Source organism: Posidoniimonas corsicana (assembly GCF_007859765.1).
GTDB lineage: Bacteria > Planctomycetota > Planctomycetia > Pirellulales > Lacipirellulaceae > Posidoniimonas > Posidoniimonas corsicana.
On sequence record NZ_SIHJ01000001.1, the window covers coordinates 2084440 to 2097692 of the forward strand.

Genomic DNA, 13253 nt, shown 5'->3' on the forward strand with positions numbered 1-13253 from the left:
GGGCGGCCTTCTCTGTAACCTCGACGCCGCTCCCGAGCTTCGGGGCTCGCAAGCGTGGAGTCACAAGAGCGGCTGATCGGATTCGAACCGACGACAATCACGTTGGCAACGTGATGCTCTACCAACTGAGCTACAGCCGCGTTTGACCTCCCCGGGCGTTAAGCTCCAGGGCGGGTCCTGCAGTGGGCGGGCCATCGCTCGCTCACCGGACCCTGAATTATATGGCCTATCGGCAAAGCTGCAAGTGGCCCTTAACCTGGGCTGCTTGGGAAATCTCGCTGCCGTAGAATCGCGGGCAGAATGCTCCTCTTCAAGCGGAAATTCCTCGACGCTATCCGCTCCGGCCAGAAGACCCAGACCATCCGCCTGTGGCCCTACCGCCGGATGCGGGCGGGACAACGCAGCTATATCCCCGGCGTCGGCCCGGTGCTGATTACCGAAGTCGCGGAGCTTCGCCTGGAGGACCTGACCGACGCCGACGCGCTGCCCGACGGCTTCCCCACCGCCGATGCCCTGCGGCAAGAGCTCCGGGCGATCTACGGTCCGCAGCTAGCGGACGGTCACCGGGCGTTCCGGGTTGCGTTCCGCCTGCCAGCGCCGGCCGACGACCTCGCCGATTCGCCGCCGCCCAACGACCGCCGGCGGGGCTAGAACCCGGTCAGCGACACCCACGCCTGAGCGACCTGCTCGGGCGAGGCTACCAGCCCCGCGACGGAAATCGCGAACAGCAGCACCGCGAACGTTAGCAGGGTCACGCTGCGGGGATTAGGCGACACCGTCAGCCCCTGCAGCGACCGGGAGAGCGCCCGCTTCAGCCGTCGCCAGCCTTCCAGGCTCTGCTCGCCGCCGCTGCTCACTAGCGACGCGTGCCTCATCAGGGGGAACGAGTCCAGGTGGAGCTGCACGTGCAGACGGGGCAGCACCAGGCTGTCCCCGGCCCAGCGGGCGTCGGGGTCAACCTGAGCAACCGCCTCGGCGACGGCCGGACGTAGTTGCTCGAGCGTGACGTTGTAGATCGCGAGCCGCGGCCTGACCACCATCGCCACCAGCGACAGCCCGAGCCAGTACAGGCCCAGCAGCAGCAGCCAGACGTACGCCCCCAGTTTGACGGTGGCCGGCTCGGGGCGGAACAACTCGATCGGGCCGATGAACACCAGCCCGGACAGGGCCATGCCGAGCGTGGCAAGGTCGTTGGCGCCCGTGGTCACCAGCGGTCGGCGGCGCAGATTCACCAGCCCGAGCAGCAGCAGGTAGGAAGCAAGCGGGATGAGGGCGATAGCAGTGCGCAGCGGGTCCATCAGAGCCGGAGGCCGGGATCGTTCCAGGGGATTGTGCGTCCGCAAGCCGCGGCGCGGGCCCCTATAAGACCATGCCAATCGCGGGAGAACAACGCTGCCGCGGCTGACATTGACCCAGATCGGGCGGTTTGCCAGACTCTCGGCCGCGGTTAGTCCCTTACCCCGCCCCGTCCACGCCGCCCGCAGGTCGAGCCCATGTCGATCCGTACTTTTTCCGTTGCTTCCGTCTGTTTGATCCTGTCCGTCGGCTGCTCCGGCGGAGACTCGTCGCCTGCTCCGCAGGCGTCTGGCGCACCGTCAGGCGCGTCTGCCCCGGCGGCGCCGGGCGGCGGCGCCAAAGCCGACAGCCCGATCGCCAAGGCCGCCTACGAGTTCATGGACGCGGTGTTCGCGAACGATATCGCCCGCGCTACGCAGCGGCTCACCCCGCAGGCGATCCAGAACCTGCAGGCCCAGGACCAGCGGTTCGAGTGGGGCGCCGATGCGGCGAAACTCAAGATCGGCGAGGTTAAGGTCGACGCCAGCGGCGAGGCCGCCGTGCAGTGCTTCGTGAGCCAGCAGGCCAACGCCGGCGAGGGCGTTTCCGAGCTGCTCTGCGTCCTGCGGCAGGTAGAAGGCGAGTGGCTGGTGTACGGCGTCGCCTGGCAGGGCGGCGAGAACGAGCAGCCGCAGATTGTGAACTTCGAGGAGCAGACTGCGCCGGCGACCCCCGCCCAGCCCCGCCCCCAGGCTGGGGACCGGTACGTGGACTCCCCCGCGCCGCAGATCCCGCCCGCCCAGGGGGGCGTCCCCCGGACCGCCACCGATCCGGGCGGCTACCGGGTGCAGTAGGCCGGCGCCGACCCTGCCCGGCAGGGCGAAATCCCCCAAGCCACGCAAACCCCTCGGACTTCCGAGGGGTTTTGTCGTTTGCGCTGGGCGTTTGTGCGGCTTCGGCCGGTTGTGGCGGGCAGGGGCCCGTTGACAGCCAGGTTCGTGGTGGTAAGCTTCCGCCAAGGCGCGCTAGATAGCCTATTTTGTGTTATCGGCAGAATCCTTGATTGCTGCTTATTTTTAAGCCCTACCCGCCCATTCCGGATCAAGATCCCCCCAATCCGCGGACGCTCCGTCGACCAGCGTTGTCGACGCTAACCGAACAAGTTCTTGGGCAGTCTTGTTGACGCCCTGCTGCGTTTCCTTTATTGCCCCTTCGGAGGACAATACAGATGAAGTTTGCGAAGTTTGTTGTGCTGGCGGCTGTCGCGATGATCGCCCTGAGCGCCTCGAGCGCTGAGGCTGGTCTGTTCAAGAAGTGCTGCAAGGCCGATCCTTGCTGCGAGCCGGCCCCCTGCTGCGAGGCCGAGCCCACCTGCTGCGAGCCGGCTCCCGAGCCGTGCTGCGAGCCCGCCCCGGAGCCCTGCTGCGCTCCTGAGCCGGTCTGCTGCGAGCCCGCTCCTTGCTGCGACCCGTGCGATCCCTGCTGCAAGCGTCCGAGCCTGCTCGATCGCATCCGCGCTCGTTGCGCCGCCCGTCGTGCCGCTCGCTGCTGCCCGCAGCCGTGCTGCCCCGCTCCGGCTCCCGCCCCGTGCGGTTGCTAGTTAAGCGGTCAGCAAGACGCTAGCGACGTTGATATTGAAGAGCATGGTTGCCAAGGCGGGCGGCCATGCTCTTTGCTTTTGCGTGTGTCGATTTCGGCTGGTTGGAAACCGCCCGAGATGGTTGTTCCCGCACCCCGTTCCTGCGCCAGCCGTGGGTGGGTGCTTTCTGACAGCAGACCCCTAAGGACTGTTTCCATGAACTATCGATTCCGTACTACCCTGCTCGCCGTGATGGTTGTCGGGTTGGCGCTTGTGTCGGTTGACTCGGCCGAGGCCGGCCTATTCAGCAAGCTCCGCTGCAAGCTGAAGTGCTGCAAGCCGGCGCCGAGCTGCTGTGAGCCTGAGCCCACGTGCTGCGAGCCCGCCCCGGAGCCGTGCTGCTCTCCCGAGCCGACCTGCTGCGAGCCCGCGCCGGCCGATTGCGGCTGTGAAGCCGCGGCCCCTTGCGGTTGCGATGAGCCGGCCCCCTGCGGCTGCAGCGAGCCCGCGCCGTGCGGGTGCGCCGAGGCTGCCCCTTGCGGTTGTGGCGAGGTGGTCGTTGAGTCGGCCACCGTTCCCTCGCCGGCCGATGAGCCCGCGCCCGAGCTAGACAGCGTCCCCGAGGCGCCGGAAGCCCCCGAGGCCGACGCGGCCCCTGAGGCGCCGGTCGCCGACGAGGCTGCTAGCGAGACCCTCTAGACGGACGCTAGCACAGCGATGTTCATACGCGGCCAGGCGGTCTTCCGCCTGGCCGCGTTCTGTTGGCGCCGACGAATTCTCCTCTCCCCGTCCACGTAGCCAGGTGGTAGAGTCGGCGGCCGCCACCAACCTCCAGACCAACGCCCCGCCGCATGGCGACCGACCTCCGCATCCAGCTCGACACTTACCACGGTCCGCTCGACCTGCTGCTGTACCTGGTCCGGAAGGAGGAGCTGGAGGTTGCCGAGCTGCCGCTGGCCGCGATCACCCAGCAGTTCCTCGAGTTCGTCGCGCTGCTGGAGCAGCTCGACCTCGACGAGATCGGTGAGTACATCGAGCTGGCGGCCCACCTGATCGAGCTGAAGAGCCGCGTGGTGCTGCCGCAGCACGAGGAAGTGGAGCAGGAGATCGAGGACCCGCACGAAGACCTGGTGCAGCGTCTGCTAGAGTTTAAGCAGTACCGCGACGCCGCGGCGCTCCTCGAGGCGTGCGACGCCGAGCAGCGGCTACGCTTCGCCCGCCTGGCCCGTGACGTGCCGGACCGGCGGACCGACCCCGCCGAGCAGCCGCTCGAGGCCGTCGAGCTGTGGGACCTGGTCAGCGCGTTTGGCCGGGTGATGCGCGACAACCTCGCGCCGCCCGAAGCCACTAACATCCGCTACGACGAGACACCGGTGCACGTCTACATGGGCCGCATCTACAACCGGCTGGAGGAGGAGAGCGAGGTGTACTTCACATCGCTGTTCCCGTCGGAGGTGCACAAGTCGACGCTCGTCGCGACGTTCTTGGCGGTGCTCGAGCTGGTCCGCCACCGCCACGCGCTGGCCGACCAGGCGGGCGCGTACGGCGATATCCTCATCAAACCGGGGACCGACCCTTACCGCGGCGGCCTGGTCACCTCCACCCGGGAGGAGTTGTCCGACGATGCGGCTGGCGGCTTGGGCGAAGACTAGCAGCAGTCGGCGCGCTCAGCGGGCGACCACGCCCCGCCCGGCGGGCCGGGAGCTGACCCGGACCTCAACGCGGCCGGTCGAGTCGAGCTGCAGCCGGCCACGCGGATCGTTGAGCGAGTGCGACATGCCGATCGGTCCAGAGAGCTCCGAGCTGACCGCCCGGCAGGTCTCGGCCTGGATGGTCATTGGCCCGGCCACCATCATCCGCATCTGGGACGAGTCGGTCCGCTGGGCCTCAATATCAGCCAAGAAGACCGCACAGCTGGCGTCCTCGACGGTGGCGACCTTGGTGAGGGTCATCTCGAACTTGGTGACCTCGCCCAACGCTCCGCCGAGCCCCAGCAGCCGCTGAGCCACTTCCGCTGGAAGGGTTAGCTTGTCGCCGATCGCGACCGTCTTGCCGGCGAGGTACTCGGCCAGCGGGTTGGGCTTGCCGAGGGTCTCCATGTTTTCGGCCACCAGCCGCGATTCTTCCGGCGGCGGAGTCTTGCCATCTGCGGTCTGCACGCGGATTGTGTCGCCGACGCGACGGCAGTAGTACGATTTCCCAGCGATCGGGTCGGACTTGGGTTCGCCCCCGTCGTGCACACTCTCGCTCCGCAGGTACCGGACGTAGGCCGCGGTGGCGACGCCGTCCTCCACCAGGGCGGGCTCTAGCACCCGGCGGCGGTTGCGTGTGACCTGGCTCTGTTGCTTGTTAAGGACTTCCGCCTGCTTGCGGACCTGGGTCTTCAGCGACAGGCCGACGCGGGTCGTCTGGTCCATCCGGTGCGAAGAGGGCTCGGCCAGGCGGCCGAAGGTGATTCCCGAGGCGTCGGACTCGGGGGAGGCCGCTTGCGCGGCAGCCGCCCACACGTAGGCGGCGCAGATTGTGAGCAGTAGCGTCGGCCGCGGCAGGGTGCCGTCCATGGCGGGATCCTCGGGGAGGGGCGGTGGTTGCGGGGATCCTCTGCGGAAGGAGGATGAGCGTCAAGGCGGATTCGGCTAGGGCTCCGATCGCACCTACCGCTAGTCGTTGCTAGCGACGACGGCGCCGGCCCAGAATCATCGCGGCGCCGGCCGGCATCGTCAGCGTCGCGGGCTCGGGCACGGCGGCCAGCGTAGCGGAGATTGCCCCGGGCGGAGTGTGGAGCGATCCGTAGGCGGTCCGCCAGAGGTCGTAGTCGCCCTGGTCGACGACGCCGTTGAGGTCGCCATCGGCGGCAAGGTTCGAGGTGGACCCGACCGTGTCGCGCCAGAGCGTGAAGTCGGCGGCGTCCACGACGCCGTCTTCGTTGTAGTCGCCCGTGACGCGGTACGGCGCCTCGTAGTCCAGCCGCCAGGCCAGCCCGAAGTCACGGTCGCCCGATGTGGAGAGGACTTCGATGGTGTAGTCGCCGGCGTCCAGGCCTGTCAGGTAGACATGCTCCACGTTGTCCTTGGTGCTGACGCTGGTCGCGAGCACGGCGTCCAGCGGCGCCCCGGTCGAGTCCCAGAGCTTCAGGTCCAGGTTGGCTAGCGACTGGGTTGGCGAGAACTGGCTGCCGGAGTTGGTGTCGGTGATCTCCACGTTCCACGCCAGCACCACCGACAGCACGCCGTCGGAGTGGAAGTCGGGGACCGACAGGTCGTAGAACAGGCTCTGACCGCTGTTCACCTCGCCGTAGTCCCAGCCGTAGTCGTCCACCACCGTGCCGCCCGCGGACGCGGCGCCGTCGAACTGGCCCCCCTGCTGGATGAAGAAGCTGTTGCGGACGTTCAGCTCACCCGCGCCGTAGACCAGGTCGAGCGGCTGCGTCGGCGAGGCGTTTTCCCACGTCGGGAACTCTTCCTTGGTGGCGCCCGCCATGAGGATCGCCTTCATGGTCTCGCTGCGGGCCGCGTCCGCGTCGGCGTTGGCAAAGTTGGCGGTGTCGGTCGCCGACTGGTAGAGCATCGTGGCGACCGAGCTAACGGATGCGGTCGCCGCGCTGGTGGCCGTGGGCGAAGAGACGATGTCCGGTTTCAACCGGCCCGGCCCGTAGCTGCTGAACGGGGTGGGCCCGCCGATGTGGCCGGCGTCGCTGCGTCCAACGGCGATAGCGTTGTAGCTCTGGGCCATCAGCTCGGTATAGTCCGACTGACTGGCGTTGTTGAGACCAACGGGGACGATGGTGTCGTAGGTGTCGATGAGGTAGTCGAGCCGGCGCAGCGTCTCAAGGTTGTTGGAACTGGAGTCGAACGAGCCCACCCAGCTGTGGTTCTGGACCTTGTACGTCGGGACGTCGGGCGGCCCGGCGTTGGCCGGAGTCAAGTTAAGGATCGAGTTGAGGTAGTGATCCGCCTCGTAGACCGTGACCTGGGTGACGCCGAACGCCACGCTGCGGGTGGAGCCGAAGAAGTTGCGCGCCATGTTCGTGGCGTGATCCGACACTCCTGGGCTCGAGACGCTGCTGCCGTTTGTGATGGTCTGCCCCGCCAAGAACTCGCTGCTCGACTCTGGCAGGAAGAGGTGCGTTGTTGAACTGGTGCTGGCGTTGGCCTCCACCATCGAGACCAGCACCCCCGCCCCGGTCGGGAGCGTGCCCTCGTACTCGTCGATCAGCTGGAGATAGCCAATCTCGGTCTTGTAGGCTTGCGAATCGGCCGTCCACACGAACGGCAGTACGCCGCAGGCTACTGCGGCCAGGAGCCGGAGTCCCCGACTGCTGCGAGGTCGGTAGTCGAGGCGATTAGTCAGCAAGGCACCAAGGAGCTGTTAGATAGAGCGCGCCGGACGTTCCACAGGCGGCGTGCTTCCGCCTCCGTCGCAGCGATGAGGGGCCAGCGTGCGTGCTGGCGAGACACTGTTCCTGCTCTCCATTATCCTGGAACCATGGATCCAGGCAAGCAATAAGGATCGGGGACTAGCGGATTCGGTGGGCCGCATGACGGTAGGAGGCACTGAGGGGCGAACTGAGGCTCGGATTGCGGCAGATCACCGGTCGAGTTCGGCGCCGTTGCAAGCCAAGCAGGTTTTAGACTACTCAGCCGAACCAATTGTGGCGAGCTGCGTACAGACCGTTGTTCGCTACGTTTCGCGTCGCGTGGGCCCTACAGGTGGGACGATGGTTGCAGCCGTTAGCCGGTGCTGGCAAATCGTGTCCTCGAAGGGCTGCTCAGCCTGGGATCGTTGACCCCTCTACGATGCGGAAATAGACTGCACAGATGCCCTGAACGGGCCCCCTTCTCTTCACCTAATTGAGACGTGCGGCAAGCACGCGTCTGGCTGCCAGAATGAGAACCGGACCAGTGGGACTAGCCGCAACTCGCGGCTGATTGATGCACGGTGCACAACATGGGACGCTAGCCCAGCGTGCGCCTGCCAGCGATGGTTCAACTTAGATAGTCACCGACCGTAGTTCGACACCCTGATCAACATGGCTAGAATCAGCGTCCCCGTGTCAGCGACCCGGCTCGCGCCGCCGTCGCAGGTCCACTCTGCCCCCATCCGAGCCGGCGTGAAGTCCTCCAACCATCCGACGGAACCCCAGAACGTACGGAAGGTCGGCTGGGAGTACTTGTGGCAGTCAATCCGCACTAGCCTTCCGCTGGTGGTGATTGACCTGATGGCGTTAGCGCTCGCGATCACGGTGAGCCGCCAGCTGGTATGGCTGCTCGGCGGCGCCGCAGGCATGAACCTCTCCGCGATGTTCCCCCCGATCGCGTTGGGCTTTGTGATCGTTGGCGCCGAACTCGGCCTGTACCCCGGGATCCAGCTCAGCCCCGTCGAAGAGTTCCGCCGGCTGATAGTCGCGGTTGCATGCATGTTTGCGGTGTGGACGGTGGCCGTGCTCATTGTGCAGGACACGTTTGACGTGCAGGGGTGGTTCCTAGCACTGTCGTTCGCGCTTTGTGCAACAACACTCGTAATGGCCCGCAGCGTCGCGCGACGCGTGCTGGGGAGCCGCGAGTGGTGGGGATTTCCCACCCTGGTTTGTGGAGACGACACCCGTGCGATCGAGGTGTACGAATGGCTGCGGACGAGCCCCCACGTCGGGCTCCGCCCGGTCGGCGTGATCGCCGACCCGTCGAGCCTGGAGCTGGACGGCAGCGAGCCGTGGTTCCTGGGCGACTGGTCGTCCGTCCGATCCCATGCGGTCGATGGCAAGGCGTACTGGGCGCTCGTGATCCCGAGCGAGGAAGCCCAGTCCGACATCACCGACGAGGTCGACAGCTGCCTGGAAGCCGTGCCGCATGTGCAGCTGATTTCAGAGCTCTCAGGCCTGCCCGACCATTGGGGTGGGCGTCGGCCCGTTGATGGCCTCGACGGTATCCACATCCAGCAGAATCTCATGCTGCCGGGTAAGCGGCTTACCAAGCGGCTGATCGACCTGGTCGTGGCGACCTCAGCGCTGCTGGTGTTGATGCCGGTGCTGGTCGCCATCGCGTTGGCGGTCAAGCTAACTTCGCGGGGGCCAATCTTCTACGGTCACTCGCGACTCGGTCTCGATGGCCGCGGGTTCAAGGCGTGGAAGTTCCGCACGATGGTGGAGAACGCCGACACGAAGCTCGACCAGTACCTCGAAGCGCATCCCGAGCTCCGCGAGGAGTGGGAGAAGGACCAGAAACTCAAGTGGGACCCCCGCATCACCGTCGTCGGAAGGGTTTTCCGCAAGTTGAGCCTGGACGAGCTGCCCCAGCTGTGGAACGTGCTCCTGGGCGAAATGAGCCTTGTGGGCCCTCGGCCTATTGTCACCAGCGAGATTGAGAAGTACGGCGACTGTTTCGGGTTGTACACTTCGGTTAAGCCCGGCATCACCGGGTTGTGGCAGGTATCAGGGCGGAACAACACGACCTATGATGAACGTGTACAGCTGGACGAATACTATGTGCGTAACTGGTCGCCGTGGCTCGATATCTACCTGATGCTTCGCACCATTCGCACCGTCCTGTTCGCCGAAGGCGCCTACTAGGGACCCTCGTGATCGGCGACCCGGGGCGACCGGCACCGATCCTTTGAGCGACAGGGACCCTGCCGCGTGAATCGAAAAAGTGAGGCGATCAGCCCGGGTTCGACGGTTCGCGCCACGATCGTGCAACCCGCACTAGCCAAGTACCGGATCCCGGTCTTCCGCGAGCTAGCGTCGCGGGCTGGCATCGATCTGCACGTCGTCTATGGCGAGACCCCCGGCCTGAACAACGTCGATCCCGATGGCTTCCGCGCGACCCCCGCAAAGCTGAGGGTCCGCTGGCTGATGGGTTCCAAGGCGCTCTACTTCCCCGCCCAGTTCTGGTCGGCCAACAGGCGTGAGTGCGACGTGCTCGTGCTTACCTGGACGCCCCGCTATGTGTTGCTGCTGCCCAGCATCCTCAGGGCGCACTGGGGCGGGATCGGCGTTGTGCTGTGGGGGCACGGGCTGTCGAAGTCGGACCGGCCGTTCTGGCGATGGTGCCGCGACCTTCTGGCACGTCGGGCGGACTGCCTGCTCTTTTACGATCAGGATACCGCCCAGGGCTACCTGGACGAGGGGTGGCCTGCCAGCCGTATCGGCGTCGCAGCGAACGCGATCGACCACACAGCAATTGACGCCGCCCGGGAGCACTGGTTGTCCTCGCCGGACCGGCTCGCCGAGTTCCGCCGATCGCACGGGTTGGAGGGGCAGCGGGTGTTGCTGTTCGTCTCGCGGCTGCTTCCGGAAAACAGGGTGGACCTACTCCTCGAGGCCGCTGCCCGTGTCGCGGAGCGGGACCCCGCCCTGCGAGTCGTCATAATCGGCGCCGGCGACGCCCAACGCGAGGCGCTGCGGCGGCGGGCCCGTGAGTTGGGTGTCGAACGCATGACAATCTTTCAGGATGGGCTATACAATGAGGAAGAGCTTGCGCCCTGGTTCCTGTGTGCGGACGTGTTCTGCTACCCAGAGAACATCGGTCTGAGCATTCTTCACGCCCTTTGGTACGGGCTGCCGGTCGTTACTAGCGATCGGCGAGAGTGTCACAACCCCGAGATCGCCTACCTGGACGAGGGGGTTAACGGGGTGTGCTACCGACACGGCGACGCCGAGTCGCTGGCGGACACGCTCGCTGGCTTGATCGACGATCGCGACCGGCTCGCGGCCCTGTCGGACGGCGCCCGCAGGAGCGTCGAAGGACGGGTGACCGTGGAGAAGATGGTGGACGGGCTCGAGCAGACCATCCGCCAGGCCGGCAACCGCCGCAGCAAATCCAAATAGCAACGCGTAGCGCCGACCGACGGCGGCTTCCAGCAAAGACCTACCAGGCCTGATTCGACAATGTTTAGCGACATCATGGCCTCGTTCGGCTTCCTGTTCCTGGCGGTGATCGGGGCGATCGTCCTGATCCCGTTCTGGCGGGGCAGGACCGACCTGCTGACCGGGTGGAATTTCTTGCTTATCGGCGCCGGGATGTCGACGGGCGTCGCGTCGCTCGAGGTTGCCTACGGCCCGTTCCACTGGCCGGAGCTCCAGTGGTTCCACCCCGACTCCGACCTCAAGACGCGGTACGTGATCTACTCGATCGTGTTCTACTCCGCGTTGCTTTTCTTTTACTACGTGTGCAGACCGCTGACCGCCCGGCTCAGCAAAGGCCGGCTGCAGAAGTGGCCTCCACCCACGACAACAATGCTCGTCACGATGACCGTCGGGTGCATCGGACTGGCGTTGTTTGGGCTGGCGGTCCAAGGTGTGCCGGTGCTGGACGTGCTGATGTACAACATCTCGCACAAGGCGATTGTGTTCGGTTCGGTGTTTTCGTTTCTGGCGTGGTACAACAAGAAGCACCTGGTGCCGCTGTTGTTGCTGTTCATCGGCATGTACGTGTTTGCCGGCCTCTACGCGATGCTGGTCTTCAACGGGCGGCGGCTCCTGCTATCGGTGCTCTTCGCACCCCTGGCGGCGATGTACTGGGCTAAGTGGCGAGAGCGTGGACCGGTGGTTACTACCGGGTTCTGCGCGATAGCCCTGGCGGCGCTGATTGTTGGCGCTTCGGTGTACTCGAGCTTCCGGCACTTCTCAAACAAGCGGGGCGTTGAGCGGAGCGTCGGCGTGCTGGTTGAGAAAGCGACCTCGGTCTCGGTGTTGGACGCGCTCACCGACACGGCTCAGGACGGGCTGCACTACTTTGGTCAGTACGCCGGCTACTACTCACTGCTCACGATGGAGCTGGCGGATTCGGACCGCATCGAGGTCAAACCGCTCAACAGCCTCAAGTTCGTCATGGGCTACCCAATCCCTCGATTGTGGTGGCCAGGAAAGCCGGAGCCTCCGGGCCACCTGCTTCTGAGGGCCCTCCGCCTGCCGTATCACACCACCTGGGGGCTCGGCGTGGTTGGCGAGAGCTACTACGACGGCGGCGTCGTGGTGATGATCCTCTACGCGTTCTTGGCAACCGTTGGCATACGCTTCATCGACGAGCCGCTGAAGCACGACCCCACCAACCCGTTCCTGATTGCGGTGCTGACCGCCGCCTTCCCGCACCTGATGAACTGGAGCCGCGGCAGCATCGCCGTGATGACGGTCGAGGTTGGCGAATGTGTCGCGTTCGCGTTCCTGCTGGGCGTCATTGCCCGCGTTGTCTGGGGGACCAAGCCGACGCCACAGGCCGCCGCGCCCACTTACCACTACACATCGCGTGCGGCGGGCGCCCGCTGACGGCTGATTAAATGGCAGCGCCCGGAAACAACCGCGACCGCAAGGCGACAGTGTTCGCCGTTCTGCCGCCACCCACGACCGGGATGACTCTCTGTACCCGGCTGATAGCCGACCGCCTCGGTGTGCAAGGAAACGTCCGCGAGCTCAACCTGTCGGACGGCTCCCCGAAGATCACCTTCAGCTTCCGGGTGGCGAAGCTGTTCCGCACGTTTGGCGCGCTCCTGCGTCTGCTCATGGGCGCGTCGCGTGGCGGGGCGCTCTACATGTCGGTCAATGCCCGGCGGGCGATGTGGTACAACATCGCCGCCGCGGCAGCCGCCAGGCTGTGGGGCAGCCGCGTGGCGGCGCACCACCACATCTACGCCTACATTACCCGCAAAGACTGGCGGGTAAGAGTGCTTGACCGGGTCATGGGGGCCAGCGGCGTGCACGTTGTGTTGTGCGACGACATGCGTGACAACCTGGATCGGCTGTACGGATGCCGGGCCGGTTTCCTCCAACTCCCCAGCACGGTCATGATGACACGCCAGGACTCTGGCCCGCAGCACGCGGCTGAATCACCCTACGAGGGGCAGCGGGAGTTCCGCGTCGGTCACCTTGCGAACCTCAGCTACGACAAGGGCATCGACTACGTCTTCGAGATGTTCGATCAGCTCCGGTCCGCCCACCGCGACGTCAGGCTGGTCCTGGCCGGGCCAGTGATGGACGCCGAAGCCCGGCGCCGGATCGACGGTGCGCAGCGGGACTACCCGGACCAGATCGATTACCGCGGGCCCGTCTACGGCGAAGACAAAGAGCGTTTTTTCCGCGATATCGATGTGCTGCTGCTCCCCTCCCGGTTCGACGCCCAGCCGGTCGTCATTAGCGAGGCGTTCGAACGCGGCAAGCCGGTGATCGCGCTCGGCTGGTCGTGCATCCCAGGGTTGATTGGGCCCAACGACCGCTGGACCGTCTGCCCCAAAGGGGACTACGTCAAGCAGTCGAACGAAGTAATCGGCGGCTGGATCTCTGCGCCGAACAGCTACCCGGCCGACGCGCGGCGGGCTCTGGATCGCGCCGCGGAGCTCCGCCAGGACGCCGAACAGTCGTTGCACGAGTTCTGCACCTGGGTGTTCCCAGAGGCCGCCCCGGTTTAGAACC

Annotated in this window: 11 protein-coding genes and 1 tRNA gene; 8 read left to right on the forward strand and 4 right to left on the reverse strand. The window is 65.9% G+C overall.

Annotated elements, in window-relative coordinates; translation table 11 throughout:
• Nucleotides 1–67: 67 nt before the first annotated feature.
• Nucleotides 68–140, reverse strand: a tRNA-Gly gene (locus tag KOR34_RS07940).
• Nucleotides 141–300: 160 nt separating this feature from the next.
• On the opposite strand from KOR34_RS07940, the gene KOR34_RS07945 reads away from it, so the two are divergent.
• Complete coding sequence (locus tag KOR34_RS07945; protein ID WP_146563771.1) at nucleotides 301–651, forward strand: ASCH domain-containing protein; 351 nt, start codon at nucleotides 301–303, stop codon at nucleotides 649–651.
• On the opposite strand, the gene KOR34_RS07950 is transcribed toward KOR34_RS07945, so the two are convergent.
• The gene (locus KOR34_RS07950) at nucleotides 648–1298 is read right to left on the reverse strand and encodes a hypothetical protein (protein ID WP_146563773.1); all 651 of its coding nucleotides are present in this window, start codon (nucleotides 1296–1298) and stop codon (nucleotides 648–650) included. The two genes, KOR34_RS07945 and KOR34_RS07950, sit on opposite strands and share 4 nt — an antisense overlap.
• A 195-nt stretch (nucleotides 1299–1493) precedes the next feature.
• Here KOR34_RS07950 and KOR34_RS07955 point away from each other — a divergent pair, with 195 nt between their 5' ends.
• From KOR34_RS07955 to KOR34_RS07965, 3 genes are all read left to right on the forward strand, one after another.
• Nucleotides 1494–2129, forward strand: a complete 636-nt coding sequence (locus tag KOR34_RS07955; protein WP_146563775.1) for a hypothetical protein — start codon at nucleotides 1494–1496, stop codon at nucleotides 2127–2129.
• Between the two features lie 941 nt (nucleotides 2130–3070).
• Nucleotides 3071–3553 carry a hypothetical protein gene (locus tag KOR34_RS07960; protein ID WP_146563777.1) on the forward strand — a complete coding sequence of 161 codons (483 nt, stop codon included), beginning with the start codon at nucleotides 3071–3073 and terminating at the stop codon, nucleotides 3551–3553.
• A 152-nt stretch (nucleotides 3554–3705) separates the two neighbouring features.
• Nucleotides 3706–4506, forward strand: coding sequence for a segregation and condensation protein A (locus KOR34_RS07965; protein WP_146563779.1), 801 nt, complete (start codon nucleotides 3706–3708; stop codon nucleotides 4504–4506).
• A gap of 15 nt (nucleotides 4507–4521) precedes the next feature.
• On the opposite strand, the gene KOR34_RS07970 is transcribed toward KOR34_RS07965, so the two are convergent.
• Nucleotides 4522–5415 (reverse strand): hypothetical protein, encoded by an 894-nt coding sequence (locus KOR34_RS07970; RefSeq protein WP_146563781.1) that lies wholly within the window; start codon nucleotides 5413–5415, stop codon nucleotides 4522–4524.
• A 109-nt stretch (nucleotides 5416–5524) separates the two neighbouring features.
• Nucleotides 5525–7207, reverse strand: coding sequence for a hypothetical protein (locus KOR34_RS07975; RefSeq protein WP_146563783.1), 1683 nt, complete (start codon nucleotides 7205–7207; stop codon nucleotides 5525–5527).
• Nucleotides 7208–7883: 676 nt separating this feature from the next.
• Between KOR34_RS07975 and wbaP the strand changes: the two genes are divergently transcribed.
• The 4 genes from wbaP to KOR34_RS07995 all read left to right on the forward strand — a co-directional run bounded on the left by wbaP (nucleotide 7884) and on the right by KOR34_RS07995 (nucleotide 13249).
• Nucleotides 7884–9419, forward strand: a complete 1536-nt coding sequence (gene wbaP / locus KOR34_RS07980) for an undecaprenyl-phosphate galactose phosphotransferase WbaP (RefSeq protein ID WP_146563785.1) — start codon at nucleotides 7884–7886, stop codon at nucleotides 9417–9419.
• A 66-nt stretch (nucleotides 9420–9485) separates the two neighbouring features.
• Nucleotides 9486–10676, forward strand: a complete 1191-nt coding sequence (locus KOR34_RS07985; RefSeq protein WP_146563787.1) for a glycosyltransferase family 4 protein — start codon at nucleotides 9486–9488, stop codon at nucleotides 10674–10676.
• A gap of 60 nt (nucleotides 10677–10736) precedes the next feature.
• Nucleotides 10737–12113 carry a hypothetical protein gene (locus KOR34_RS07990; RefSeq protein ID WP_146563789.1) on the forward strand — a complete coding sequence of 459 codons (1377 nt, stop codon included), beginning with the start codon at nucleotides 10737–10739 and terminating at the stop codon, nucleotides 12111–12113.
• Nucleotides 12114–12196: 83 nt separating this feature from the next.
• A complete protein-coding gene (locus tag KOR34_RS07995) occupies nucleotides 12197–13249 on the forward strand; it encodes a glycosyltransferase family 4 protein (protein WP_197531248.1) in 1053 nt (350 codons plus the stop codon).
• Nucleotides 13250–13253 lie beyond the last annotated feature (4 nt).

What these genes read in the sequence shown, in the direction of transcription:
- KOR34_RS07990 (WP_146563789.1), top strand. Translation starts at nt 10,737, where the DNA reads ATGTTTAGCGACATCATGGCCTCGTTCGGCTTCCTGTTCCTGGCGGTG.
- KOR34_RS07995 (WP_197531248.1), top strand. Translation starts at nt 12,197, where the DNA reads ATGACTCTCTGTACCCGGCTGATAGCCGACCGCCTCGGTGTGCAAGGA.
- KOR34_RS07955 (WP_146563775.1), top strand. Translation starts at nt 1,494, where the DNA reads ATGTCGATCCGTACTTTTTCCGTTGCTTCCGTCTGTTTGATCCTGTCC.
- wbaP (WP_146563785.1), top strand. Translation starts at nt 7,884, where the DNA reads ATGGCTAGAATCAGCGTCCCCGTGTCAGCGACCCGGCTCGCGCCGCCG.
- KOR34_RS07970 (WP_146563781.1), bottom strand. Translation starts at nt 5,415, where the DNA reads ATGGACGGCACCCTGCCGCGGCCGACGCTACTGCTCACAATCTGCGCC.
- KOR34_RS07950 (WP_146563773.1), bottom strand. Translation starts at nt 1,298, where the DNA reads ATGGACCCGCTGCGCACTGCTATCGCCCTCATCCCGCTTGCTTCCTAC.
- KOR34_RS07945 (WP_146563771.1), top strand. Translation starts at nt 301, where the DNA reads ATGCTCCTCTTCAAGCGGAAATTCCTCGACGCTATCCGCTCCGGCCAG.
- KOR34_RS07965 (WP_146563779.1), top strand. Translation starts at nt 3,706, where the DNA reads ATGGCGACCGACCTCCGCATCCAGCTCGACACTTACCACGGTCCGCTC.
- KOR34_RS07960 (WP_146563777.1), top strand. Translation starts at nt 3,071, where the DNA reads ATGAACTATCGATTCCGTACTACCCTGCTCGCCGTGATGGTTGTCGGG.